At 47.8% G+C, this 22,805-nt stretch carries 26 protein-coding genes and 1 tRNA gene; 11 read left to right on the forward strand and 16 right to left on the reverse strand.

From position 1 onward, the window contains the following. Nucleotides 1-7 precede the first annotated feature (7 nt). The 5 genes from AOG36_RS00075 to AOG36_RS00095 are packed head-to-tail and all read right to left on the reverse strand — an operon-like array spanning nt 8 to nt 4,849. Entirely contained in the window at nt 8-649 is a 642-nt protein-coding gene (locus AOG36_RS00075; RefSeq protein WP_053825319.1) for a LutC/YkgG family protein, read from the reverse strand. Beyond that, on the reverse strand, nt 642-2,087 hold the full coding sequence (locus tag AOG36_RS00080) for a LutB/LldF family L-lactate oxidation iron-sulfur protein (RefSeq protein ID WP_015107491.1): 1,446 nt from the start codon (nt 2,085-2,087) through the stop codon (nt 642-644). The genes AOG36_RS00075 and AOG36_RS00080 overlap by 8 nt, the downstream gene beginning before the upstream one ends. 1 nt (nt 2,088) lies before the next feature. After that, nucleotides 2,089-2,820: a (Fe-S)-binding protein gene (locus AOG36_RS00085; protein WP_015107492.1), complete on the reverse strand. Its 732-nt coding sequence runs from the start codon at nt 2,818-2,820 to the stop codon at nt 2,089-2,091. A gap of 44 nt (nt 2,821-2,864) precedes the next feature. Continuing rightward, nucleotides 2,865-3,986 (reverse strand): DNA type IV secretion system protein ComB10, encoded by a 1,122-nt coding sequence (locus AOG36_RS00090; protein WP_053825320.1) that lies wholly within the window; start codon nt 3,984-3,986, stop codon nt 2,865-2,867. Next, on the reverse strand, nt 3,983-4,849 hold the full coding sequence (locus AOG36_RS00095) for a TrbG/VirB9 family P-type conjugative transfer protein (protein WP_015107495.1): 867 nt from the start codon (nt 4,847-4,849) through the stop codon (nt 3,983-3,985). Before AOG36_RS00095 ends, AOG36_RS00090 begins: the two co-directional genes overlap by 4 nt. Nucleotides 4,850-5,032: 183 nt before the next feature. Between AOG36_RS00095 and AOG36_RS00100 the strand changes: the two genes are divergently transcribed. From AOG36_RS00100 to AOG36_RS00135, 8 genes are all read left to right on the forward strand, one after another. Beyond that, nucleotides 5,033-6,028, forward strand: coding sequence for a flagellar basal body P-ring protein FlgI (locus AOG36_RS00100; protein WP_015107496.1), 996 nt, complete (start codon nt 5,033-5,035; stop codon nt 6,026-6,028). Further along, on the forward strand, nt 6,025-6,345 hold the full coding sequence (locus tag AOG36_RS00105) for a hypothetical protein (RefSeq protein WP_015107497.1): 321 nt from the start codon (nt 6,025-6,027) through the stop codon (nt 6,343-6,345). Before AOG36_RS00100 ends, AOG36_RS00105 begins: the two co-directional genes overlap by 4 nt. Beyond that, nucleotides 6,342-7,358, forward strand: a complete 1,017-nt coding sequence (locus tag AOG36_RS00110; protein WP_015107498.1) for a sensor histidine kinase — start codon at nt 6,342-6,344, stop codon at nt 7,356-7,358. The genes AOG36_RS00105 and AOG36_RS00110 overlap by 4 nt, the downstream gene beginning before the upstream one ends. 122 nt (nt 7,359-7,480) lie before the next feature. Then, nucleotides 7,481-9,355, forward strand: a complete 1,875-nt coding sequence (gene metG / locus AOG36_RS00115; protein WP_015107499.1) for a methionine--tRNA ligase — start codon at nt 7,481-7,483, stop codon at nt 9,353-9,355. Further along, the gene (locus tag AOG36_RS00120; protein WP_015107500.1) at nt 9,355-10,311 is read left to right on the forward strand and encodes a hypothetical protein; all 957 of its coding nucleotides are present in this window, start codon (nt 9,355-9,357) and stop codon (nt 10,309-10,311) included. The genes metG and AOG36_RS00120 overlap by 1 nt, the downstream gene beginning before the upstream one ends. A 28-nt stretch (nt 10,312-10,339) precedes the next feature. Beyond that, the gene (cmoB, locus tag AOG36_RS00125; RefSeq protein WP_173380421.1) at nt 10,340-11,104 is read left to right on the forward strand and encodes a tRNA 5-methoxyuridine(34)/uridine 5-oxyacetic acid(34) synthase CmoB; all 765 of its coding nucleotides are present in this window, start codon (nt 10,340-10,342) and stop codon (nt 11,102-11,104) included. A 17-nt stretch (nt 11,105-11,121) separates the two neighbouring features. Next, entirely contained in the window at nt 11,122-11,541 is a 420-nt protein-coding gene (locus AOG36_RS00130; RefSeq protein WP_015107502.1) for a hotdog fold domain-containing protein, read from the forward strand. Then, nucleotides 11,538-12,671, forward strand: coding sequence for a glycosyltransferase (locus AOG36_RS00135; protein WP_053825323.1), 1,134 nt, complete (start codon nt 11,538-11,540; stop codon nt 12,669-12,671). Before AOG36_RS00130 ends, AOG36_RS00135 begins: the two co-directional genes overlap by 4 nt. 28 nt (nt 12,672-12,699) lie before the next feature. Here AOG36_RS00135 and AOG36_RS00140 read toward each other — a convergent pair whose 3' ends face one another. The 3 genes from AOG36_RS00140 to pyrF are packed head-to-tail and all read right to left on the reverse strand — an operon-like array spanning nt 12,700 to nt 15,152. Further along, nucleotides 12,700-13,659, reverse strand: a complete 960-nt coding sequence (locus AOG36_RS00140) for a hypothetical protein (RefSeq protein ID WP_015107504.1) — start codon at nt 13,657-13,659, stop codon at nt 12,700-12,702. Between the two features lies 1 nt (nt 13,660). Continuing rightward, nucleotides 13,661-14,473, reverse strand: coding sequence for a pantoate--beta-alanine ligase (panC, locus tag AOG36_RS00145; RefSeq protein WP_053825324.1), 813 nt, complete (start codon nt 14,471-14,473; stop codon nt 13,661-13,663). After that, nucleotides 14,460-15,152, reverse strand: coding sequence for an orotidine-5'-phosphate decarboxylase (gene pyrF / locus AOG36_RS00150; RefSeq protein WP_053825325.1), 693 nt, complete (start codon nt 15,150-15,152; stop codon nt 14,460-14,462). The genes panC and pyrF overlap by 14 nt, the downstream gene beginning before the upstream one ends. Before the next feature lie 65 nt (nt 15,153-15,217). Here pyrF and kdsA point away from each other — a divergent pair, with 65 nt between their 5' ends. The 3 genes from kdsA to nusB are packed head-to-tail and all read left to right on the forward strand — an operon-like array spanning nt 15,218 to nt 16,927. Next, nucleotides 15,218-16,048, forward strand: coding sequence for a 3-deoxy-8-phosphooctulonate synthase (gene kdsA, locus AOG36_RS00155; protein ID WP_053825326.1), 831 nt, complete (start codon nt 15,218-15,220; stop codon nt 16,046-16,048). A 10-nt stretch (nt 16,049-16,058) separates the two neighbouring features. After that, nucleotides 16,059-16,526 carry a 6,7-dimethyl-8-ribityllumazine synthase gene (ribH, locus tag AOG36_RS00160; RefSeq protein ID WP_015107507.1) on the forward strand — a complete coding sequence of 156 codons (468 nt, stop codon included), beginning with the start codon at nt 16,059-16,061 and terminating at the stop codon, nt 16,524-16,526. After that, entirely contained in the window at nt 16,526-16,927 is a 402-nt protein-coding gene (nusB, locus tag AOG36_RS00165; protein WP_015107508.1) for a transcription antitermination factor NusB, read from the forward strand. The genes ribH and nusB overlap by 1 nt, the downstream gene beginning before the upstream one ends. On the opposite strand, the gene AOG36_RS00170 is transcribed toward nusB, so the two are convergent. From AOG36_RS00170 to thrS, 8 genes are all read right to left on the reverse strand, one after another. Then, nucleotides 16,924-17,763 (reverse strand): YihY family inner membrane protein, encoded by an 840-nt coding sequence (locus tag AOG36_RS00170; protein WP_015107509.1) that lies wholly within the window; start codon nt 17,761-17,763, stop codon nt 16,924-16,926. The two genes, nusB and AOG36_RS00170, sit on opposite strands and share 4 nt — an antisense overlap. Then, complete coding sequence (locus tag AOG36_RS00175; RefSeq protein ID WP_015107510.1) at nt 17,756-18,598, reverse strand: biotin synthase; 843 nt, start codon at nt 18,596-18,598, stop codon at nt 17,756-17,758. Before AOG36_RS00175 ends, AOG36_RS00170 begins: the two co-directional genes overlap by 8 nt. A 15-nt stretch (nt 18,599-18,613) precedes the next feature. After that, nucleotides 18,614-18,712 (reverse strand) — tRNA-Sec (locus tag AOG36_RS08445). A gap of 73 nt (nt 18,713-18,785) precedes the next feature. Further along, on the reverse strand, nt 18,786-19,679 hold the full coding sequence (locus AOG36_RS00180; RefSeq protein ID WP_015107511.1) for an outer membrane protein: 894 nt from the start codon (nt 19,677-19,679) through the stop codon (nt 18,786-18,788). 153 nt (nt 19,680-19,832) lie between these two features. Continuing rightward, a complete protein-coding gene (rplT, locus tag AOG36_RS00185; RefSeq protein ID WP_015107512.1) occupies nt 19,833-20,183 on the reverse strand; it encodes a 50S ribosomal protein L20 in 351 nt (116 codons plus the stop codon). A gap of 86 nt (nt 20,184-20,269) precedes the next feature. Beyond that, nucleotides 20,270-20,461: a 50S ribosomal protein L35 gene (gene rpmI, locus AOG36_RS00190; protein WP_015107513.1), complete on the reverse strand. Its 192-nt coding sequence runs from the start codon at nt 20,459-20,461 to the stop codon at nt 20,270-20,272. Between the two features lie 19 nt (nt 20,462-20,480). Further along, nucleotides 20,481-20,993, reverse strand: a complete 513-nt coding sequence (gene infC, locus AOG36_RS00195; protein WP_053825327.1) for a translation initiation factor IF-3 — start codon at nt 20,991-20,993, stop codon at nt 20,481-20,483. Then, entirely contained in the window at nt 20,990-22,795 is a 1,806-nt protein-coding gene (gene thrS / locus AOG36_RS00200; RefSeq protein WP_015107515.1) for a threonine--tRNA ligase, read from the reverse strand. The genes infC and thrS overlap by 4 nt, the downstream gene beginning before the upstream one ends. Nucleotides 22,796-22,805 lie beyond the last annotated feature (10 nt).

The raw sequence follows: 22,805 nt of genomic DNA on the forward strand, positions 1-22,805 counted from the left end.
TTGCTCCTTAGTATAAGATGACATGGGTCGCCATAGGTCCGTGCACGCCAAAGACGGTTTTTAGCTCAATGTCTGCCGTACGGCTAGGCCCGCCAATAAAAAGCATATTTGTGGGCAAACGCCCCTCGCCAGCGTTTTTAAGAGCCTCGAGCCCTTGGGCTAAATTCTGCACGATTTTAGACTTTTCTAGCAAAATCACGCATTTAAGGGTGATGAGCGAAGTTAGGCGGGGGGCAAATTTTGAAGACGCGATGCCGACAATGCCTAAGTTTGCCACGCCACAAGTTGCCTCTAAAATCGCCGTGTCGATGTTGAAAATCTCTTGTTTGAAGTCCTCCACGGGTTTATCGTAGGGGATTTTGGTGTAGAGATTTTGCGGGTCTAACTCCTCTAAAGAGCAGGGTAAATTCGTGGCACACAAGAGTTTTTGGGTTTCAAAGCCCTTTAGTGCCTCTTGAATAGCGGTGGCTAAGTCCTCTTTGGCACATTCGCTAAGCTCAGAGCGGTTGAGCTCTTGGAGGTGTTTGTATTGTTCGATCAAGTCTGCTTTTGCATCTGTGATCATATTCTTGTAGGGTAAATCCTCATGGGCGATTGGGTGCTGTTTTAGGGCGTTTTGGATGCGTTCAATGACCACTTGCTTACTCATAAATCACCCCCGTTAATTTTTTCACCTCAGCGTGCAAATTGCCATGGATTGTCGGCATTTCTCGATAACGAAGCCACTTTTTCAACACCGGCGTGTAATGCCCGAAAACCTTGCCTAAAGGGGCGAAAACGCCGCTCATGGCCATGACCACCCGCCACGCCGTGCCATTGCTGGCGATCTTGGCAAACGCCTTCATGCCTAGCTCTTCTAATTTGCTGTGCTTGGTGTCTTTATAGCCCCGCACCACACCCCGCCCCTCGTGGCTCTTTTCGGCGCGCAAATCTCTAATGAGTTCAGGCAAAGGGATTTTGACCGGGCACACCTCCCCGCACCGCCCACAAAGGCTACATAAATTGGCGATGTGGGCGTAATTGTCTAGCCCAAACAGCTGGGGGGTGATGACAACGCCGATAGGCCCGGGGTAGGTCGCCAAGTAGGCGTGTCCGCCAATTTTGTCATACACGGGGCAGTGGTTTAGACAAGTCCCACAGCGGATACAGCTTAGGGCTCTGTAGTATTTTTCGTCTGCTAAAATGTTACTGCGGTTGTGATCTAATAAAATGATGTGTGCCTCTTTAGGCCCGTCTAGCTCGCCCTCTTGGCGCGGACCCGTGATGATGTTTTGATAGCAGGTGATTTGCACGCCCACGGCACTAGGGCAAAGCAAGTTGTTTAAGATCGAAGCATCTTCAAAGCTTTCGACCATTTTTTCAATCCCACAAATGGCGACATGGATATCGCAGGCCGTGGTGCACATGCGCCCATTGCCCTCGTTCTCCACAAGCCAAATCGCCCCTTCATTGGCAATGGCAAAATTCACCCCAGAAATCCCCATTTTAAAGCCCTCAAACTCGCCTCTCATGTGTTTTCTCGCAATGCCATTTAATTTTTCAGGCTCGCTTTCAAGGGGGGCACCTAGCTTTTCTTGGAAAATCTTACCCACTTGGTGGCGGTTTTTGTGGATGGCGGGCACCACGATATGCACAGGGTGTTCGTCAATGAGCTGGATGATGAGCTCGCCCAAATCCGTTTCTTTAGCGACAATCCCCTTTTCCTTCATATACCGGTTGAGCTCGATTTCCTCGCTGGCCATCGACTTGCCCTTTAAAATGCGCTCCACGCCCCGCTCTTTGGCTAGGTTGTAGATGATCTCATTGGCATCTTTTGCCGTGCTAGCGTAATGCACCACAAAGCCGTTTTTGGTGGCGTTCTCCTCAAATCGTTGGACATAGGTGTCTAGTTGGGCTAAGACTTTTAATTTCGCATTTTGCCCCATCGTGCGTAATTGTTCCCACTCAGGGTAACGATCTTCTAGTAGGTCTTTGCGTTTGTGGATTAAAGTGTCCATTGCTGAGCGCAAGTTGGTGCGTAATTGCGCATCGTTTAACTTCTCGCCGATGACTTGTTCGTAATCGTGGTCGCTGTGTGTGTGTGTCATGTTAAGCTCCTAAGCCCACTCTTTGGGCTAAAAAGTCGTAAAAGTGCATAGATTTAGTCTTGCTTCTCATCTTTGCCATCGCTCCGCTGATGTTGAGCAAACAACCCGCATCGGCTGAAAGGATATACTCCACTTGGCGGCTCTCGATGTCGTGGATTTTCTCTTGCACCATGGCGTTGGAAATCTCTGGTTCTTTCACCGCAAAAGTTCCCCCAAACCCGCAACACTCCTCCTCTCTTTGCAAAGGCACCAGCTCAACATTAGACAGCTGGGCGATGATTTTTTTCGCGCTTTCAATCACTTTAGACACCCTTAAAGCGTGGCAATTAGAATGCCAAGTAACTTTAATGGGTGCGCCTAGGTCGGTGTAGCGCACCTCTAGTTTTTTATCCAAAAACTCAGCCAGCTCAAAGACCCTAAGAGAGAAGTTTTTCACCTCCTCGTATTCCTTATGCCCCTCAAACAGCTCTAAATAATCGTGCGCCATCATCCCCACGCAAGAACCGCTAGGCACAACCACGGGATAATCCTCCTTGAATAGGCGGACATTGTGGAGCACAACCTCACGGGTTTGATCGTAGTAGCCGGAGTTGTAGCTAGGCTGCCCGCAACAGGTTTGATCTTTTTTGAAGATGACCTCCACTCCCTCTCTTTGCAAAAGTTTAATGCAATTTAGTGCCGTTTGGCTAAACACCGCCCCCCCTAGACAAGTGGCAAAAAAATAGACTTTCATAGGTAACCCTCTAGTTAAAATCAAAACTTCACATTATAACGCATTTAATGCAATGCTTGGTGTGTGAAAAACTTTGCCATAACTTCGCCCTCTGTGGGCGTGGGGAAAAAGATGTCTAAATTCGGCGAGATAAACACCCGTGAGCCCTCCCTAATGATGATAATAGGCTTTAAGTTGCTCTTGTCCTTTAAGATTTGGGCGATGATTTGGTTTAAGCCCAAGCCCGTTTGGCGGGTGAGTTGCATGAGTAAAAAATCACCAAAGAGATTGTTCTTGCCCGTTTTGTTGGCAAGGGCTGAAGTTAAGCCGATCAAAAGCCCGTTGGAGAGAGTCGACACGAGCAAGGGCATGCCGTAGCGTTGGAAGTTGTGTGTGATCATTTGCCCCACGAGTCCGCTATAACCCTTGACATCTGCCCCTTTAGCGTTGGTGAGTGTGATGTTCACGCCCTGCGGGGTGATGATGCGGCTCCACACAATGTCTAGGCGGTATTCCCCGATTTTATTGTTATTGCTGTAATAGCCGATGACTTTTGAGCCTTTGGGGATTAAAATCGCCCGCCCCATGTTGGCGAAAATGTCGCTCTCTACCTGTGCCACGACTTTACCGGCCAGCTGGGAGCTAATGGGCGTTACTAGGAATGCGGGGATCATTTTATCTGCAGTGATGGTGCGCAGTAAGCGGTTTTCATGCGTGGCCAAATCGTGGGTTTTTAAATTTTCAAAGTGGCTCGCCCCGTAGTCGATCTCCTCCTCTTGGGGTTCTTCAAAGCCCTGTATACGCCCGTTTAAAGCGTCTTCCATGTCTAGCTCCTCTTGGGTGGGTTCAGCAGGCTCGGGTTCTATTTCTTGCTCTTGTGGGGGCTCAACTTCTGGCTCTTGCACCTGTGGTGGCGGAGGGGATTTCTTCGCCTCTTCTAATTGTGCCTTGAGCTTGGCGATTTCTTTAGCGTTTTCTTGCAAGAGCTCTTGCAAATGAGCTAGATCGGAGTTTTCTTTGGATGGGGGTGGGGTTTTGGGGATAAAAAGGTAGTCAGCTAGGGGGTAGTTGGTGTCTTGCAACTCTAAGATTTCTTGCTTTTTGGGGCGGTGCAAAATTAAAGAAGTGGTAAAAACCACAGCCATAGCACCCCCAAAAATCAAGGCTTTTTTGACAAAGGGTTTCATGGGGTTTTGCTAACTTTACGCACACAGGCATGCACCTTACCCTCTCTTAGCGTCCATTTAGGGGCGATGTCCTCGGCGATGAGGTAATCCCCCACAATACGGGTGTTGATGGGGTTGTCGTAGCCATCGACCACTTTGTAAGCCACAGGGAATTTTACGCCCGATCTTTGGCTGTCAAACTTAAAGTAAGTGAAATGCTTGTCGTTAAAAATATCTAGGGGTTTGATTTGCGCCTTAAAAGCGACTTTGCATAACCACAGACAAAACCACGCCCGCCTTTTGCCCCCAAGCACCCGATAACCCCGCTGCATTTGGCTTTTATCCACTAAAAGCACATTGCCCCCCGTGCCGATTTTCAAAAATTGCGTGGGTATGGTGGGGGTTTGGAGTTTGTTTTCAAGCGTGGCTAAAGGCTGGTTTAACGCCCCCTTGTCTTTAAAAAAGTGCTGACTGGAGACATAGACATTTAAAATCGGGTTTTTGGGGCTAGTGAAAGTCGTGGAGAAAATGTAAAAGGCATAGATTTTGCCGCTCGCCCCAATCACATTTAAATTTGAATCGATGCCCACTTCTAGGGGCTTGATTAAGAGCACATTGCGCCCTAGGGTTTTAGTGCTAAAGCCAATGTCGTCACCCAGCACCACCTCAGCGATGGGTTCGCTAAAAACAAGGGTCGTAACCATGGCATAACGCAGGCGCAACTTTGGCATTTGCCCGAGTTTGTAGTCAATAAACAAAGTGTTGTCTAGGGCGTTGTGCTCTTTGTTAAAAAAGCTGTTTTGGATGGCGTGCAAATCTTGGATGGTGTGTTCTTGTGGGGACTCTTTGGGATCTTTGTCTTCTAGGATCTGAGCCAAGCACACACAAGGAAGCATAACACACATTAAAAACCGAAGAAATCCCCACATAGGTGGCATTATAACAGACAAAAACCACGCCTTTTTCTACAAAGCTTCAGGGCTTAGATTTTTTAAAGATATTTGGGTAGAATTTAAACTATGTTCAAAAAATGTGCTTGGGTTTTATGTTTGTGTGGAGCGTTAAATATGTCCTTGCACGCCGAAAAGATTGAAGATGTGGCGAGTATCGTGGGTGTGCGCGACAACCAGCTGATCGGCTATGGTTTGGTGATTGGGCTTAATGGCACGGGGGATAAATCGGGCTCAAAATTCACCATGCAATCCATCGCCAACATGCTAGAGAGTGTGAATGTCAAGGTGTCGCCCGATGATATTAAATCTAAAAATGTCGCCGCTGTGATGATCACCGCCACCCTGCCCTCCTTTGCTAGACAGGGCGATAAAATCGATGTGCAGATCTCCTCAATCGGGGATGCCAAGTCCATAGACCATGGCGTGTTGGTGATGACTCCTTTAACGGCAATCGATGGCAATATCTACGCAATCGCGCAGGGGAGTGTCAGTTTAGGCAATTCTAAAAACCTGCTCTCGGGCACGATCGTCAATGGCGCGACCATTGAAAGGGAAATTGCCTACGATTTGGCGCATAAAAATGGCATGACTTTAAGCCTAAAACGCCCCGATTTTAAAAACGCCGTGAAAATCCAAGAAGCCCTAAATGAGGCCTTTAAAGAGCCCGTGGCCCTAGCCATCGATCCTAAAACGATCAAGCTCAAAAAACCCGAAAAGCTCACTATGGTGGAGTTTTTGGCTTTAATCCAGGAAGTCAATATTGACTACAGCAACCAAAATAAAATCATCATTGACGAGAAGTCGGGCACGGTGGTGGCGGGTGTGGATATTGAGGTGCATCCAGTGGTTGTTACTAGCGGGGACATCACAATTAAAATCACCCCAGAGCCCCTAGAGCCCAAAAAGGGCAAGGCAAAAAAGGACATTGCCAAACTAGGCCCTAACACCGCCCTAGACACAAAAGAAAACATTTTAAGCACCCCCAAGGCCACGATCGCTAGTGTGGTGAAGGCATTGCAAAAAATCGGGGTGGGGGCTAAAAGCATTGTGTCGATCTTAGAGGCCATGAAAAAAAGCGGCGCGATCAGCGCAGATATGGAGATCATATGATTAAGAACAACCTAGACATTTACAACAACTACCTAGCCAACAAGCTAGACGCAAACAAGCTCAAACACACCAAGGGGGGCAAGTTGGAGGATCAACAACTCAAAGTCCAAACCGATGCCTTTGAGTCCTTACTTTTAAAGTTTATGTTAGACACTGCCTTGAAGCTAGACAACCCGCTTTATCCTAAACAAGCGGGCAGTGAGATTTACCAGTCCATGTATAAGGAGTCGCTCTCTAATGAGCTGAGCGGGCATTTTGGCTATAGCGAATTGCTGTTTAACTTCTTAAAAGACCAAGAGGCGCAGAAAAAAGGGTGAGTGCTCTTGTGGATCAAAACATCTTAGACAACATAGGCGGACAAGACAGACAAGAACTCTTGCGCCTGCTGAATGAATTTATCCTACAAAGCTATAAAGTTGAAAAAGAGTTTAAGGACTACAAAGCCCTTTACGAGTGGGTGATTGAGATTTTGCCCCAAGCCATTTGGGTGATCAACGAGAACAAAAGTTTTTTTTACAAGAACAGCAAGGCGATCGAAAGCCAAGAAGTCTTTGAAAAGGCCAAGGCTTTAGGTTTTAACACCGAGATCGAGCACGAGGGCAAGAACTACCTTTTCCAAAACAATAAAATCCAAGGCAAGGAAATCATCACCGCCACGGACATCACCAAACAAAAACGCCAAGAACGCCTAGTGTCTATGGGGAAAATCTCCGCCCACTTAGCACACGAGATTAGAAACCCCGTGGGCTCTATCTCGCTTTTAACTTCGGTGCTCCTTAAAAAAGTAGACGACAAAACCAAGCCCATTGTCTTTGAGTTGCAACGCTCTTTATGGCGGGTGGAGCGCATCATCAAAGCGACCCTTTTATTCTCTAAGGGCGTGCATGCCAATAAAGTCCCCCAAAGTTTGGGGCTTTTAGAGGACGAAATCAAAGAAGCCCTAAACCAATACAGCTACACTAAAGACATCAGTCTTAAAACCGACATTGCGTCCATCAGTGCCTCTTACGACTTAAGCCTGCTCTCTATCGCCTTACAAAACTTCCTTTACAACGCCATAGACGCGATCGAAGAGGGGCCGTGCGAAGAGGGGCACATTGAGGTGTGCGCCTTTGAAGAGGAGGAGTGGGTGGTGTTTCACATTAAAGACGATGGCAAGGAAGTTTTAGATAAGGATTTGCTCTTTGAGCCCTTTGAAACCACGAAATTAAAGGGTAATGGGCTAGGTTTGGCTTTATCCTTGCAAGTCGTGCAAGCGCATGGGGGCAAAATCACCCTACTAGACACCAAAGAAAAAACCTTTGAAATCCGCATTTTAAAAGATTTATAGGGGTTTTGGCGCGCTAATTTGCGCTTTTGTGCTATGATACAGGTTTATCTTTAGCTAAGGCGTGCCCTTAGCCGGTGGTGTGGCGTTGTTGGGGGTTTAAAAAGATTTAAAAAAGGCTTTGTATGCAAAAAATATTGATCACAACCCCGATTTATTATGTCAATGACAGCCCACATTTAGGGCATGCCTACACAACTTTTATCGCCGACATGCTGAAAAAACACCACAGCCTGCAGGGCAGGGAAGTCTTTTTTCTCACGGGCACGGACGAGCACGGGCAAAAAATCGCTTTAAGCGCGGCCGAGCACGGCTTAAGCCCCTTAGAGTACGCCACTAAAATTAGCCAAATCTTTAAAAACGAATGGGATTTTTTAAAGATTGATTACGACCATTTTGTGCGTACCACCGACAAGGCACACGAGCAAGCCGTGCAACACGCCTTCGACTTCATGCTGCAAAAAGGCGATATTTACAAGGGGGTTTATGAGGGGGATTATTGCGTGAGTTGCGAGAGTTTTGCCACCAATAGTGTCACCTGCCCGGATTGCAACCGCCCCACCACCAAAGTTGCCGAAGAGAGCTATTTTTTTAAACTGAGCCGCTACCAAGACAAACTATTAGACTTTTACGAAAAGCACCCCAACGCTATTTTGCCTCTATCTAGGCGCAATGAGGTGCTAAGCTTTATCAAGCAAGGGCTATACGATTTATCCATCACCCGCACAAGCTTTTCTTGGGGCATTGCTCTGCCTAAACGCTTAAACGAGCCTAAGCATGTCGTGTATGTGTGGCTGGACGCGCTCTTAAACTATGTCAGCAGCCTAGGCTATGGAGCAGATAACGCCAAAATGGGCTATTTTGGACACGCGATCCACATTGTCGGCAAGGACATTTTACGCTTCCACGCCATTTATTGGGTTGCCTTTTTAATGAGCCTAGACTTGCCCCTATTTAAGCAACTTTGCGTGCATGGGTGGTGGACGATCGAAGGCGTGAAAATGAGCAAGAGCATCGGCAATGTGCTAAATGCCAAGGATTTAGCCAACACCTATGGCATCGAAGCTCTGCGTTACTTTCTCTTAAGGGAAGCCCCACTAGGCCAAGATGGGGATTTTAGCGTGCAGGCTTTGGTGCGTCGCTTTAATGCCGACTTAAGCAACACTTTAGGCAACTTAGTGCAGCGCCTCTTTGGGTTACTAAAACCCTTTGGGGGCAAGATTGATAGCCACCACACACTAGAGTTTTACGCCCCCTTGTATGAAGAATGGCAGGCCAAACTAGAGAACCTAGAGCCGTATTTGATGGATTTACAACTGCACCGCCATTTAGAGGAGCTGTGGAAAGTGTTTGAGGCTTGCAACGCCACCATTGCCAAAGAACAGCCATGGGTACTTGCCAAAACCAACCCCAAGAAAGCCCAGGCACTGCTTGCCCTTGTGGCGACCTTTTTAGCTAAAAGCGTGTTTTATCTCTACCCCGTGTTGCCTGAAAGTGCCACCAAGTTAGCCCAGTGGCTAGGCATCACCTTAAGCCCTAAAAACTTTAAAGCGTGCATGCAAAAGGATTATTTACTCCCCGCTTTAGAGCTTGCTTCCATAGAGGCCCTGTATCCAAAACTTGAAGAAGTGCAAGCCACGCCTAAAGAAAGCCCAAAAGAGACCCAAAAAAGGGCAGACACGATTGGCGTAGAGGACTTTGCCAAACTAGACATACGGGTAGGCACGGTGATTAAGGTTGAGAGGGTGGCTAAGAGCGATAAACTCTTGTGTTTGCAAATAGATTTTGGCACACAGGTGTGCCAAATTTTATCCGGCATTGCCAAGCACTACGCCCCAGAGGATTTAGAGAATAAACAGGTGTGCGCTCTGCTCAATCTACCCCCCCGTAAAATGCTAGGACTGGTGAGTGAGGGCATGGTGCTTAGTGCGAGCGGCAAAGAGGGGCTAAAGCTCATCACCCCCTTAAGCCCAACCGACAATGGGGCGAAAATCGGCTAGTGGATGTCTGTGAAGTGGTGGCGGTTACTAGGGGGTTTTTAGAGAGCGAACCTTTTGTGCGTGCCTTTACCAACGCCACTTCGAGGCTGGAGCGGGTGAAAAAGGGCAGTTTGTTTGCCGCCTTTAACCCCGCTTGCATTGAAGAGGCGGTGCGGCTTGGGGCTTATGGGGTGTTGTTTGAAAAACAAGCCCAAATCAGCGACCCTGAAATTGCGTGGATTTGCGTAGAAAACCTGCAAGAGGCGGTGTTTAAACTCCTGTATTACAAGTTTTTAGACGCGCCCATCACCCCCTACCAACTCTCCAGCCTAGAGCTTGAAATGTTTCATAAGCTCACAAAAGCCCCCGGGGTGTGCGCCTTTGAGGGGGAGCTCTTGGAGTTGCTGAACTTGGATTTAAGCGGGGTGCAAACCTTGCTGCTCACCAACCCCCCACCCAAATTAGCCACTAAAGACATTGCAAGCACCCCCCCCTTCACGCTCTTAAACGCCCAGCTCTTTTCTATGGCTCTGCATTACAAGGGGCAAAGGCATGATTTAAAAATCTCAGGGCTGTATGCCCCTGAATTGGCAAGGGTGCTAAATCTTTGTGAAGATTTGAGGCTAGAGGCCAATTTAAGCCATTTAGGCACGCTAAGTGGCATGCAAGCGCATTACACCAACAAACGCCTAGAGTTGTGCGCCTTCGGGCAGAGCGAGCGGGTGTTGATTTATGAAAAATCCGCCACCCAGCTGCCACGCATATTAGATTTTATTCAAAAAATCGCCCCCTACCATAAGGTGGTGCTCTTTAGCCAAGAGCCCTTAGAGCTGGAGCACATGTGCTATAAAGACTCGCAAGATCTGCAAAATCTCTTATGCGCTGCAGACTACACCCTAGGCTTGGTACTCGGCAGTGTGCCCTTACAAGAGCTGTGGCATAAACCCACTTCAAGGAGCTTGTTTGACCCGCTGTAAGGGTACACATAGGGGCGTGCGCGTCCCATTGCCCACTCATCTCTCTTTAGAGCAAGTCTATCGCGAGGCTTGGGCACTAAGGCCGTGGCGCAAGGGACCCTTCTGCTTTTTGCAAGGGGATAGAGGCTTTTGCATTGAGAGCGAATGGCAAAGCTACATGAAATGGGATTTAATCAAGGGGGCAATCAACCTAGAGGGGCTAGAAGTCGCCGACATTGGTTGCAACAATGGCTACTACCTTTTTTGCATGCAAGAGCAGTGCCCTAAGAGCCTAGTAGGCTTTGACCCAAGTGCGCTTTTTAAAAAACAATTTCACTGGCTCAATGGCTTTTTACAAACCTCGATCGCCTACGAAGAACTAAGCGTGGAGAATTTACGCACCTACCCTAAGTGCTTTGATGTGCTCTTTTGTTTAGGTGTGCTCTACCACCGAAAAGACCCCCACAACACGCTAAAAGCCCTTTTCATGGGCTTAAAACCTAGCGGGGTGCTGGTGCTGGATACCTTGATTTTTGAAAGCCCCCTAGAGGTCGCGCTCTGCCCCACCACTTACGCCAAAATGTCTAATGTCTATTTTATCCCCAGTGTGAAAGCCTTGCAAAACTGGGCTTTTAAGGCAGGTTTTAAAGAGTGTGCCCCCCTTGCTTTTAAACCCACCACCACCGTCGAGCAGCATAAAACCCCTTGGATTGAGGGCTTAAGTTTAGAGTCTTTTTTAGACCCAAAGGATAGCAGCAAAAGCATTGAGGGCTACCCAGCCCCCCTTAGAGGGTATTTTATGTTGCGTAAATAAGAACGAAAGGATGGAACATGGAAACGCCGATTGAAGAGGGCTTGCTGGTTTGCTCTAAATTGGATCAAACCCTTTGTGCCGATTTGGTGTCCTTTGGGAACAACAAAGCCACGGTGTGCTTCACTCCCAAAGAGTTTATGCTCTGTGAGGAAGATGTGGTGCATGCGGGCTTCATCGTGAGCGCGGCGAGCTTTGCGGCTTTGTGTGCACTCAATAAAAAGAACAGCTTGATTTCTTCGATCAAGTTAGGGTTGCTCGCGCCCATTGAGCTCAAGCAAGAGGTGTTTTTTAATGCCGTGGTGGTGCATGCCAGCTCCAAAAAGTGCGCCGTGCATGTGGAGGGGGAGTTTATGGAGATTAAAGTCTTTGAGGGGGATTTTGAGATTTTAGTCTTTGAAAAACGCCCCTTCAAGTTTAATTTTAAGGAAGATCAGTGATTGTTGCCTTAGTGGTGGATAGTTTTGAAGACAAGAGCAACGGGACTTCTATGACATGTTACCGTTTTTACCAAGCTTTGAAGGCAAGGGGGCATGAGGTGCGGGTTGTGGCACCCTTCGTGCAAGGCGAGGGTTTTTATGGCCTGCAAGAGCGCTATATCCCCCTTGTTACCGAGATTTCACAGAAACAGCACATGATTTTTGGCAAGCCCGATAAAGAGATTTTAGCCCAAGCCTTTGAGGGTGTGGATATTGTGCATGTATTTTTGCCTTTTCAATTGGAAAAAGCCGCAGTTGAGGTGGCTAAAAAATTAAAAATCCCCTTTGTGGGGGCGTTTCATCTGCAACCCGAGCACATCACTTATAATGTCAAGTTGCAAAATTTGGGCTGGCTCAACCGCTTGATCTTTTGGTGGTTCAAGCACAACTACTACAAGCACATCCACCACATCCACTGCCCCTCTCCCCTCATTAAAGCCGAGCTAGAGAGGCATGGCTATGCGGGTAAAAAGTATGTAATCTCTAATGGCTTTGACCCCCTTTATACCAAACGCCCCCACAACACCAAGACGGATCACCTGCACCATCTCATCATGATCGGGCGTTACTCCAATGAAAAAAACCAGCAGGTGTTAATAGAGGCGGTGCGCTTAAGCCGCTATGCCGAGAATATCAAGCTCCACTTAAAGGGCATAGGACCCAATCTTGCTAAGCTGCAAAAATGCGCTGATGGGCTCGCCCATCCTGTGGATTTTGGCTTTTTAGAGCCCAGGGACTTATTGGCTCTGCTGTATCAGTGCGATTTATACATCCACACCGCCGATGTAGAGGGCGAGGCGATCGCCTGTTTAGAGGCGATGAGCTGCGGGATCGTGCCCATCATCTCGGATAGTAAAATCAGCGCAACCAACCAATTTGCCCTAGATAACCGCTCTTTATTCAAATCCAATGACCCTAAAAACCTCGCCCAAAAGATCGACTATTGGCTTGAACACCCCCAAGAGCGCAAAGAGGCCGAAAATGCCTACGCTGCCAGTGCACAAAACTACACCCTAGAGGACTCCATTAACAAAGCCCTTGCGATGTATGAAGAGGTGATCGCGGATTTTAAAAGCATTTATGGGGCTTAGGCGGGCTTTATTGGTTGTGTAGTGCCCTTTAGTGGAGAGTGGGGAAATTGGAGGGGAGGGGGTCAAACTCCTTTTGGTAGCGTTCGGGGTTGTCGATGTCGTAGTCGGTAACGCTTTTAAGGAAGCTTTCAAAATTGGGGTTGCGTGTGGCGAGTTTGGCTAGGGTGGGGTAGTCTAGGTTTTCCTTTTCTTTAGCGTTTAATAAAATAGCGTTTTGCGTGGGGCTTTGGATATCTAGGGTGATGACCCCGATCCCAAAACTTTGGTTGAGTTGTTTGAGCAAGTCCATCAATTCTTGATTGTCTCTATCCAATTTCCCCGCCACTAAGTAGCCCGCATGTGCCCACGAGCTGTTGCTGATCGCCTGAAAATACGCTTCCCTGCAATTACCCACCATAAGTTTTCTTTTCAGCTCAAAGCTCACGAGTTTAACGGGCAAGGTGTCAAATTTCTTAATAAAATTGCGTACATTAGGGGATTTAAAGTCCTGATAGGTAAAACTCACCCCCACCATGTCGGGGTAAATCCACTGATCCAAACCTTTTGTGTTTTTTGTACTCTTTTCGTGGTGAATGGTCTTGGTATAAATCCCCCATTGGTGGTGGGCGATGTAGGTCAAAAGGGGGTGTAAATCCCGCTCCTTTATCTGCTCCTTGGGCGGTTCTTTAAAAGCGGTTTGTTTGGGGTGCACTCCGTTGGTCTCTTTGGGGATTTGCTCTAAAGGGAGCTTAGGTTTGTCTTTTAGGGTGATTAAAAGGGGCTTGTCCCGTACCCTGATAAAGGGGAGCTTGTCTGGGGTTTTTGCTATAGCTGTGTAAATGGCTGCACTGCAGCTTAGATTTGGGGTTTTACTTGTGTAGGCAAATGTCTTAGAGATTTTGCCCGCTTTATAAAGTTCTTGGGCCTTAGCATAAATGTGGCTAGGGTTTATGGGTTCTTGGATAACTTCAAGCACTTCTAGCACAATGTCTATATACTCTTGTTTCATCTCACAGCCATAAATTGTCTAAAAGCCTTGTGTTGCCGACTTTGACGGCGGTTAAGATGAGGCTATTGCCCGGCTCAACGCGCTCTAGGGGCAGCAGTTGGCGATCAACCAGACTCAAATACTGCACTTCAAGCGGGCTTAGCACCTCTTGGCCCAAAGTTAAAAGGCTTGTTTTTTGCGTGATACCCGCCTCATAGGCTTCTTTCATGGTACTTAGGGCTTTGGGGATTTTAAGCGCAAGTTGCCTCTGCTCTCGGCTTAAATAGGCATTTCGCGAGCTTAAAGCCAAACCATCGCTATCGCGCAAGGTGGGGCAGGCGATCACCTCAACGGGCAAGAACAAATCTTGCACCATGCGCTGGAGGATCAACAGCTGTTGCGCGTCCTTTTGCCCGAAGTAGGCCTTTGTCGGACGCACAAGGTTAAAGAGTTTTAAAACCACTTGCAACACCCCGCTAAAATGCCCGGGGCGCAAATCTGCTTCAAAGCCCAGCAAATCTTTAGGGGGGGTTAGACTAATTGCGTCTTTAAAAGGATAAAGGGTTTCTACCTTTGGGGTGAAGACGGCATGCACGCCGGCTTTGGCGCACAGCTCTAGGTCTTTTTCTAAAGGGCGGGGGTATTGGCCAAAGTCCTCGTTTGCACCAAATTGTGTGGGGTTGACAAAGATGGACACCACCACAAAGGCGTTTTCGGCTTTAGCGCGCTCAATCAGGCTTAAATGCCCCGCGTGCAGTGCTCCCATTGTGGGGACAAAACCGATGCTTGGAGCACTAAGGGCTCTTAAATCCTTTGGGTTTTTACAAATTTGCATTTTCTAGGCTCTCTAGGATTTTTGCGGTGGTGGCAGCGGGGTCTTTGGCTTGGTAAATGGGCCTGCCGATTACAATAAAATCCGCCTTAGCGGCTTTAGCGTCTTGCAAAGAGCCCACGCGCTTTTGATCCTGCACTTCTTGCAAGTTGGGGCGTACACCCGGGGTCAAAGTCAAAAAATGGGGGTTTGTGGCTTGTTTTATGGCTAAACTCTCATGGATGGAACAAACCACACCATCAAGCCCGCTCTCAAAGCACAACTTGGCTAGGTGCAGGGCGTGTTGCTCTAAGGGAGCGTTGTATAGACTTTGGCTTTGGGCTTCATCTAGGCTTGTTAGCATTGTAACGCCTAAGAGTTTGGGGCACTGTTTTAAGCCCTGTATTTGCTCCATGACCGCTAAAAGGGCGGGCTTACCACTACTTGCGTGCAAAGTCAGCATGTCCACTCCCAAATGAGCGCACTCTAAGACAGTGCTTGCCATGGTGTTGGGGATATCGTGCAGTTTTAAATCCAAGAAAACCCTAAAACCCATGTTGTGGATTTCATGGATAAAACCGGGGCCTTCACGCACAAACGCCCTCAAACCCACCTTCACAAGCAACTTCAGACCTCTTACACTTTCTAATAAATCTAAACACGCTCGCTTGGATTCTAAGTCCAAAGCCAAACAAAGTTGCATAGCACCCTTTCAGCCAAATATTAAAACAAAACGCTATTATAACACACTCCAAACAAGGGTTGTATTTGAAAAAAAGCGTTTTAATTGCCGGTCCATGCGTGATTGAGAGCATGGAAGTCCTAGAAGAGATCGCCTTAAAACTGCGTCCCATCGCCCTAGACCCCAAGGTGGATTTTTATTTTAAAGCCAGCTTTGACAAGGCAAACCGCACGAGCCTAGAGAGTTACAGAGGTCCCGGGCTTATGAAGGGGTTAGAAATGTTGGCGGGCATTAAATCCAAATTTGGCTATAAAATCTTAACCGACATACACGAGAGCCATCAAGCCGCTCCTGTGGCTGAGGTTGCCGATGTCTTGCAAATCCCCGCCTTCTTGTGCCGCCAAACGGATTTAATCGTGGCGGCTGCCAAGAGCAGGAGCGCATTGAACATCAAAAAGGGGCAATTCATGCACCCAAAGGACATGCAATACAGTGCCTTAAAAGCTCTAAACACGCGGGCTAAAAACAAGCATGAAAAAGCCACTTACCAAGCGTGCTTAGAACATGGGATTTATTTATGTGAGCGGGGGGCGAGCTTTGGGTATGGCAATTTGGTGGTGGATATGCGCTCTTTAGTGGTGATGCGCGCCTTTGCACCTGTGATTTTTGATGCCACCCACAGCGTGCAAATGCCCGGGGGGGCAGGGGGCAAGAGCGGGGGAGAGCGGGGCTTTGTGCCTTATTTGGCCAAGGCAAGCGCAGTTGTGGGCGTGGATGGGTTTTTTATGGAGACACACATTAACCCAGAGGGGGCACTTAGCGATGGACCCAATATGATCCCTATCTCTTCTCTCTTGCCCTTAGTGCAGGATTTATTGGTTTTGCAAGAAATCAACGCTTCATTAAACAACGCATAAAGGATATTCAATGCACCAAGTCTTAGAAGGGCAACTTGTCTTAAAGGGGAGTGAAAAGGTGGCTGTTTTAGTGGCGCGCTTTAACCACTTAATCACGGATCGCCTCGTGGAGGGTGCGCTAGATAGTTTTAGGCGGCATGGGGGAGATTTAAAAAATCTCACATTGGTGAAAGTCCCCGGGGCATATGAGTTGCCCTTTGTATTAGACAAACTCTTAAACGCACAAAAATACGATGGAGTCTGTGTGTTGGGAGCCGTGATTCGAGGCAGCACGCCGCATTTTGATTATGTGAGCGCGGAGGCGACTAAGGGCATTGCCAATACGACACTAAAATACGGCTTGCCTGTGAGTTTTGGGTTGCTCACCACAGACAACATAGAGCAAGCACTTGAAAGGGCAGGCACGAAGGCGGGCAATAAAGGGGTAGCGGCGATGGACACACTCATCGAACTTCTTAGCCTTTACAGCGCGTTTTAATGGCAACGAGAAGCCAAGCTAGGGAGGCGGTGGCGGGCATGCTCTATGCCTTTGATAGCGGCAATACAGAGATATTCAAAGCCGCCCCCACACTCTTAGAAGAAAAGAAAATTAGAAATGCTCAACAATGCTTTGCCCTAGAGCTTTTAGGCGGGGTTTTAGAGCGGATGCACGCCCTAGATGCCGCCTTGCAACCGCTCTTAAAAGATTGGGATTTAAAGCGCATCGGGCGCATGGAGCGCGCGATCTTGCGCTTAGGAGCGTTCGAGATTTTATACACCAAAACCAAGCCTGCGGTGGTGATCAATGAGGCGATTGAGCTTGCCAAAGCCTATGGAGAAGACAACGCCCCAAGACTCGTCAATGCCGTGCTCGATCACTTAGCCAAACATGCCCGTTAGTGCAGTTCATCGCTCAAATTGCAGGCATACATGCCAAAGAGCAAGAGCAGCCACGACACATAGATATAGGACATTAAAAACCATAGGATCGACACCGAGCCATACAACTCATGGTAGGTGCGGTTAAACAAGACATAATAGACAAAGCCCCACTTCATTAAGTTCCAGCACACGCTCGTAACAAAGCTCCAAAATAGGGGGGTTAAAGGGCGTTTAAAGGTCTTATTTGTGGGGATGATGAAGAGCAGGTAAAAGAACAACCAAATGCCCAGCCAGTGCAAGAGCGAGAGCAACCAACCCTTGGTGAGGTTTTGCACCTGCAGGTCGTAAAACAAAATCAGGGGTAACACCAAGATGAACACAATGCCCGTACCAAAGCCCCAAAAGACAAAAATACGTCTGCTTTTAAAGTTGAAGTAATCTCTAGGTTCGGCATTGAAAATCTTAGAGGCGATGTAGCGGTAATTCTCACAGAAGAGAAAGAAGGCGATGGCGATGGAGGCAATTTCTATAAAGCCCAAAGTACGGTCGTTTTGCGTGAAAGATTTTAAAAACGAGCGCGTCATTTTCATAAAATCGGGGCTGTCGGGCAAAAAGAGCTTTTCTACAAAAAAGGTTTGGGCAAAGGGGCTCACAAACACTAGAGCGATAAACAATAAAATGGGTGAGAGGGATAGAATCGTGTAAAAGCTAAGCGAGGAGGCGTAGTAAAAAACCACTGCCATTTCTTCAAAACGGTGCTTCAAGCGGGGACTGATGAGGTTTTCGCACGCATAGATAAAGCCCAAAACTCCCTCCAATATCTGCACTAAAACTTCTAAAAACCTTTTAAACATCGCAACTTGTGGCGATGGCAAACCCGTAGTTGGCAAGCATTTCTAAGTCTTTTTTAGGCGCGTCCCCCTTGGCGGTTAGATAATCGCCCAGCACGATCGCATCCACCCCGCAATCAAAGATTTCTCTTTGCTTTTCGCCAAAGACCACTTCCCGCCCCCCAGCGACCATAAGCTTGGTTTTAGGTAAAAACTCTTTGGCAAGAGCCAAGCACTCTAGGGCTTCTTCTGCGCCCATGATTTTTTCTTTAATGGGCAAAGTGGGGCTTGGGATAAAAAAGTTAACGGGTGTGGTGGCGGGGGTCAAGGATTGCAGGGTGCGTAAGAGATCAATGCGATCATTAAAACTCTCGCCCAGCCCAAAAATCCCACCCGAACATAAGAGCAAGCCCGCTCTTAGGGCATTTTCGCAGGTTTCAAAGCGCTCTTCCCATGTGTGGGTGGTGCAAATGTTAGGAAAAAATTTTTGGGAGGTTTCTAAATTATGATTATAGCTATCCACCCCGTGTTGTTTGAGGTGCTTTAGGCTCTCAATGTCTGCCCGGCCACAGCAGGCAATCAGATGTAAATGGGGCACTTCTTTTTTAATGCTTTGGGCAAGATTGGCGATGTATGCGCATTTTTGATCATCTAGCCCCCGCCCAGAGGTGACCAAACAAAAACCCAAAGCCCCCAAAGAGTGCAAATACTTCGCCTCTTCTAGGACCTCTTCGGATTTTTTGTATTTATAACGGCGGATTTTACCCTGATGGTGACCACTTTGCGTACAATAGGCACAATCTTCAGGGCAATCCCCACTGCTGACATTGGATATGGAACATAAAAAAATTTCTCGCATAGATGACCTTTGTAATGGCGAGAGAGCCAAAGAATCGAACTTTGCAGCGCCTAGAACACCTAAACGCTCTGTGGGTTTGAAGCCCAAGGCACACACCAGTATTGCTTGCTCTCCGCAAGCTCCCTAAAAGAGCTCCCCCTAGTGGGCATGAAAGGGGGATTATTGCAAAAAGAGGGTTAAAGGCGGATTAAAAGCTCACCAAATAGCGCCAGTAGAACACAAAGTTTCTTTGCAAGGTGGCTTTGTAGGGCAGACCAGCGGGGGTATGTATGGAGGTGTAGTAATTGGTCGTGATGGTGGGAATTTTGATCCCGACTTCAAAGCCATTGTGTTTCGTGCCAAAGCGGATCCCGCCATTGACAAAGACATTGAAGCTAGAGACCCGCAAATGCCCGGCGTAGTCGTGGATGAGGCTTCTATAATAGGCATTCATCGGACCAAAAGATGACCCGCCGATGGCCAGACCGGCAAAAAAGCCGAAGTGGAAGTTTTCTTTGTTGAATCTTTTGGGGTTAAAGAGCACATCTGTACCCACACCATAAGCGAAGATGTTGGTGGGTTTATAAATGCTTTGGTTCCAAGTCCCAGCGTTGTCGATGCTCTTAAAGTAGCGGTAATCCGTACCCGCATAGTCAAAGAAGCCATAGTAGCGCAGACCAAACTCAGGCAGTTTTTTAAAGAAGTGCTTGTAACCCACCATGATGCCAAAGCCATTTGTTACATGAGAGCGGCTGTTGAGCGCACCTCTAAAGCTGTGATCGCCCATGTTGCCCCAGTCGGTAGTGCCGGCCCCAGTCCCTGCATAACATTGCGCATTGGATGTACAAGTCTGCTCAGTGGAGGTCATCATGCCCAGTTGGTAATCCACACCCATAAAAAAGGCATTCCTTTCCCCACGCGGCGCAACACCTATATGCACCCTAGCAGGGATGGTTTTTTGGGCGGTGGGGGTGAGGGGCTTTTGCGCTTGCAGTGTTTGTTGGGTGGGGGCGGGAGCGGGGGCACTCTGCACCGGCTTGGGCTCTTCTGCTGCACCTAGTAGGGCTGTCGCTAAGGGGATAGCCACGATCGTTCGTTTCATTTAGATTCCTTGCAATTTTAATAGATTTACAGAGTCATTATTTTAGCATAATGGCGTTAATAAAAAACATAAAAACACAAAAAATAGACTAAACAAGTAATGTTATAAAGGCAATTTTGGTAGCAATGGCTTTAACGCCATCGCTGGAGTTTGCTAGAGGTGGGCTTTGACCTGTTCAAACAGCGCGTCAAAGGCGGCCGCATCGTTCATCGCCATGTCGGCTAAGATTTTGCGGTCCAGCTCAATATTCGCGCTTTTTAAGGCGTGCATGAACTTCGAATAGCTCGTGTTGTGCATGCGACAAGCAGCGTTGATACGCACGATCCAAAGGCTTCTAAACTCGCGTTTTTTCTGCTTGCGGTCCCTAAAGGCGTAGCATAAACTGCGCTCTAACTGCTCTTTGGCTTTTCTAAAATGCTTCCTGCGCCCGCTGTAAAAACCCCGCGCTAATTTTAAAATTTTCTTGTGGCGGCGGCGGCGCACCACACCGGTTTTAACTCTCATGAATGTCCTTTTCTCTTTGACCTATTTAGGTGTTTTATGAAACTTGCCCTTTTTGGCATAAGCCTTGAAGGGGGAAAACTTAAGGGCTACTGGCACAAAAGCCCAGCCACTGAGCGCATATTGGTGCTATGCACATAGTGGGGGGCGTTTAAATTCGCTTTTCTCTGGGGGCTTTTTTTGGTTAAAATGTGGCTTTTAAACGCACTGCCCCGCTTGATGAGATTTTTTTTCACCTTGAAGCGTTTAGCCGCTCCGCGGTTGGTTTTCATCTTTGGCATATTTCTCCTTTCTTAAAATTTACTTCTTTTGGGGGACAAACAGCCACATGACAAAACGCCCTTCCATTTTGGGCTCTTTGTCGGCGTTGGCGATGTCGCTCATCATCTCGCCCACTTTTTGCAAAACGGCTAGTCCTGCTTTAGGGTCGTTGTTCTCCCGCCCCCTAAGCACGACCTTAAACTTCACATGCTTGCCCGCCTCGATGAACTCTCGAGCGTGCTTGACTTTGTAATTGATGTCGTTTTGGGCGATCTGTGTGGAGAGTTTGATCTCTTTAATTTCAATTTGCTTTTGCTTTTTTTTCGCCTCTTTTTGCTTCTTCTCGCTTTGGTAGCAAAACTTGCCATAGTCCATGACTTTACACACGGGAGGTTTTGCGCTCGCAGAGATCAGCACCAAATCCAGCCCTCTGCTATGCGCGATTTTTAAAGCTTCCGCTGAAGAGATGATCCCAAATTGCTCGCCACCATCGCCCACACAGCGCACTTCTTTAAAGTGGATCGCCTCGTTTAACAGCGCATCTTTACTCAAAAACTGACCTCTTGCATTTTAGCCTCCATTTGTTGTTTAAATTCTGCCTTGCTTAGGCTGTATTGTTGCCCTAAAGCGCGATCGCGCACCGCCACGCTCTCTTGCGCCACCTCTTGTTGTCCCAACACCACAATGAAGGGGACTTTCTGCTTCTCAAGGGTGCGGACGCGTTTACTCAAGGTTTCGTTTTTATCCGCAACCTGCACGAAAAACCCCAATTCCACTAATTCTTTTTGCAAGGCTTTGGTGTAGTCTAGCTGATCAGCGGACACGGGCACTAAAGCGATCTGCACGGGGGCGATGAAGAAAGGGTAATTGCCCCCATAGTGTTCGGTTAAAATGGCGATAAAGCGCTCAAAAGAGCCCAAGATCGCGCGGTGGATCATCACGGGCCTTTCCTCTTGGTCTTGCTCGTTGGCATAACTCAAGTTAAAGCGCTCGGGCAAGTTCATATCCACCTGCACGGTGCCACATTGCCATTTGCGCTTGATCGCATCGGTGATCTTAATGTCGATTTTAGGCCCGTAAAATGCCCCCCCGCCCTCATCGATGCCAAAGGGGATATTCTGCTCCTCTAGGGCTTCTTTTAGGGCGTTTGTGGCTTGCTCCCAAATGTACGCCTCCCCGATGTGCTTTTCTGGCTTGGTCGAAAGCTCCATTTCATAGCTAAAACCAAAGACCTCCATGACTTTTTTTGTAAATTCTAAAATCGCCAGCACTTCCGTCTTGATTTGGCTAAAACGGCAAAAGATATGTGCATCGTCTTGCGTAAATTCGCGCACCCTTAAAAGCCCGTGCAAGACCCCGCTTTTTTCGTGGCGGTGTACCACGCCGTATTCATAAAAGCGCAAGGGCAAGTCTTTATAAGAACGCGGGGCGTGTTCATAGACTTTAATGTGCCCCACGCAGTTCATGGGTTTAATGCCATACTCCACTCCATCAATCGTGGTGAAGTACATATTTTCTTTGTAGTTTTGGTAATGTCCGCTGGTTTGCCACAAAGAGCTTTTTAAAATCTCGGGTCCCCTTACAGGCTCATAGCCATATTTTAAAAGGGCTTTGCTCAGTAGGTTCTCAATTCTTTGACGCAAACGCATGCCATTGGGGAGCCAAATGGGTAGCCCCGCTCCCAAATCCTCGTTAAAGCAAAACAGCCCCAACTCTTGCCCTAATTTGCGGTGATCCCTCTTTTTCGCCTCTTCTAATTGAAACAAATATTCTTTTAAGGCTTCTTTGCTCGCAAAGGCGATGCCATAAATCCTTTGCAACATTTCAGCATTCTCATCGCCCCCTAGGTAAGCCCCGGCTAGTTTGGTGAGTTTAAAGTGCTGGAGTAATCCCGTGTGGGGCAAGTGCGGACCTCTGCATAAATCCTCAAATTCACCCTGAGCATAGACGCTAAAGCTATCCCCCTCAATCCTTGACATGACGGCGTGCTTTAAAGGGTCGTCTTTAAACTTCTCTAAAGCTTCTTTACGGGTCATGGTGCTTTTGGTGATGGGGTGCTTATTTTTAGCGATGGCACGCATGCGCTCTTCAATACGCTCCAAATCCTCTTCGCTAATTTTAGAAGAGGTTTTAAAATCATAGTAAAAGCCCTCAGCCACCACGGGACCCACGAAAAATTGCGCATCGGGGTAGAGCTGTTTAATGGCTTGTGCCAGCAAGTGGGCGCAGGAGTGGCGGATGATCTCTAGAGCCGGATCGTTGTCGCCAAAATAAATCGCCTCGCCCTCGTGGGTTGCCAAAGTCTGTAAATCATAAATCCCCCCCTCTTTCTTAACGCCTATCTGTTCTGCCAAACCAATCCTT

Origin of the sequence: Helicobacter heilmannii (assembly GCF_001283065.1) — a bacterium.
Lineage (GTDB): Bacteria > Campylobacterota > Campylobacteria > Campylobacterales > Helicobacteraceae > Helicobacter > Helicobacter heilmannii.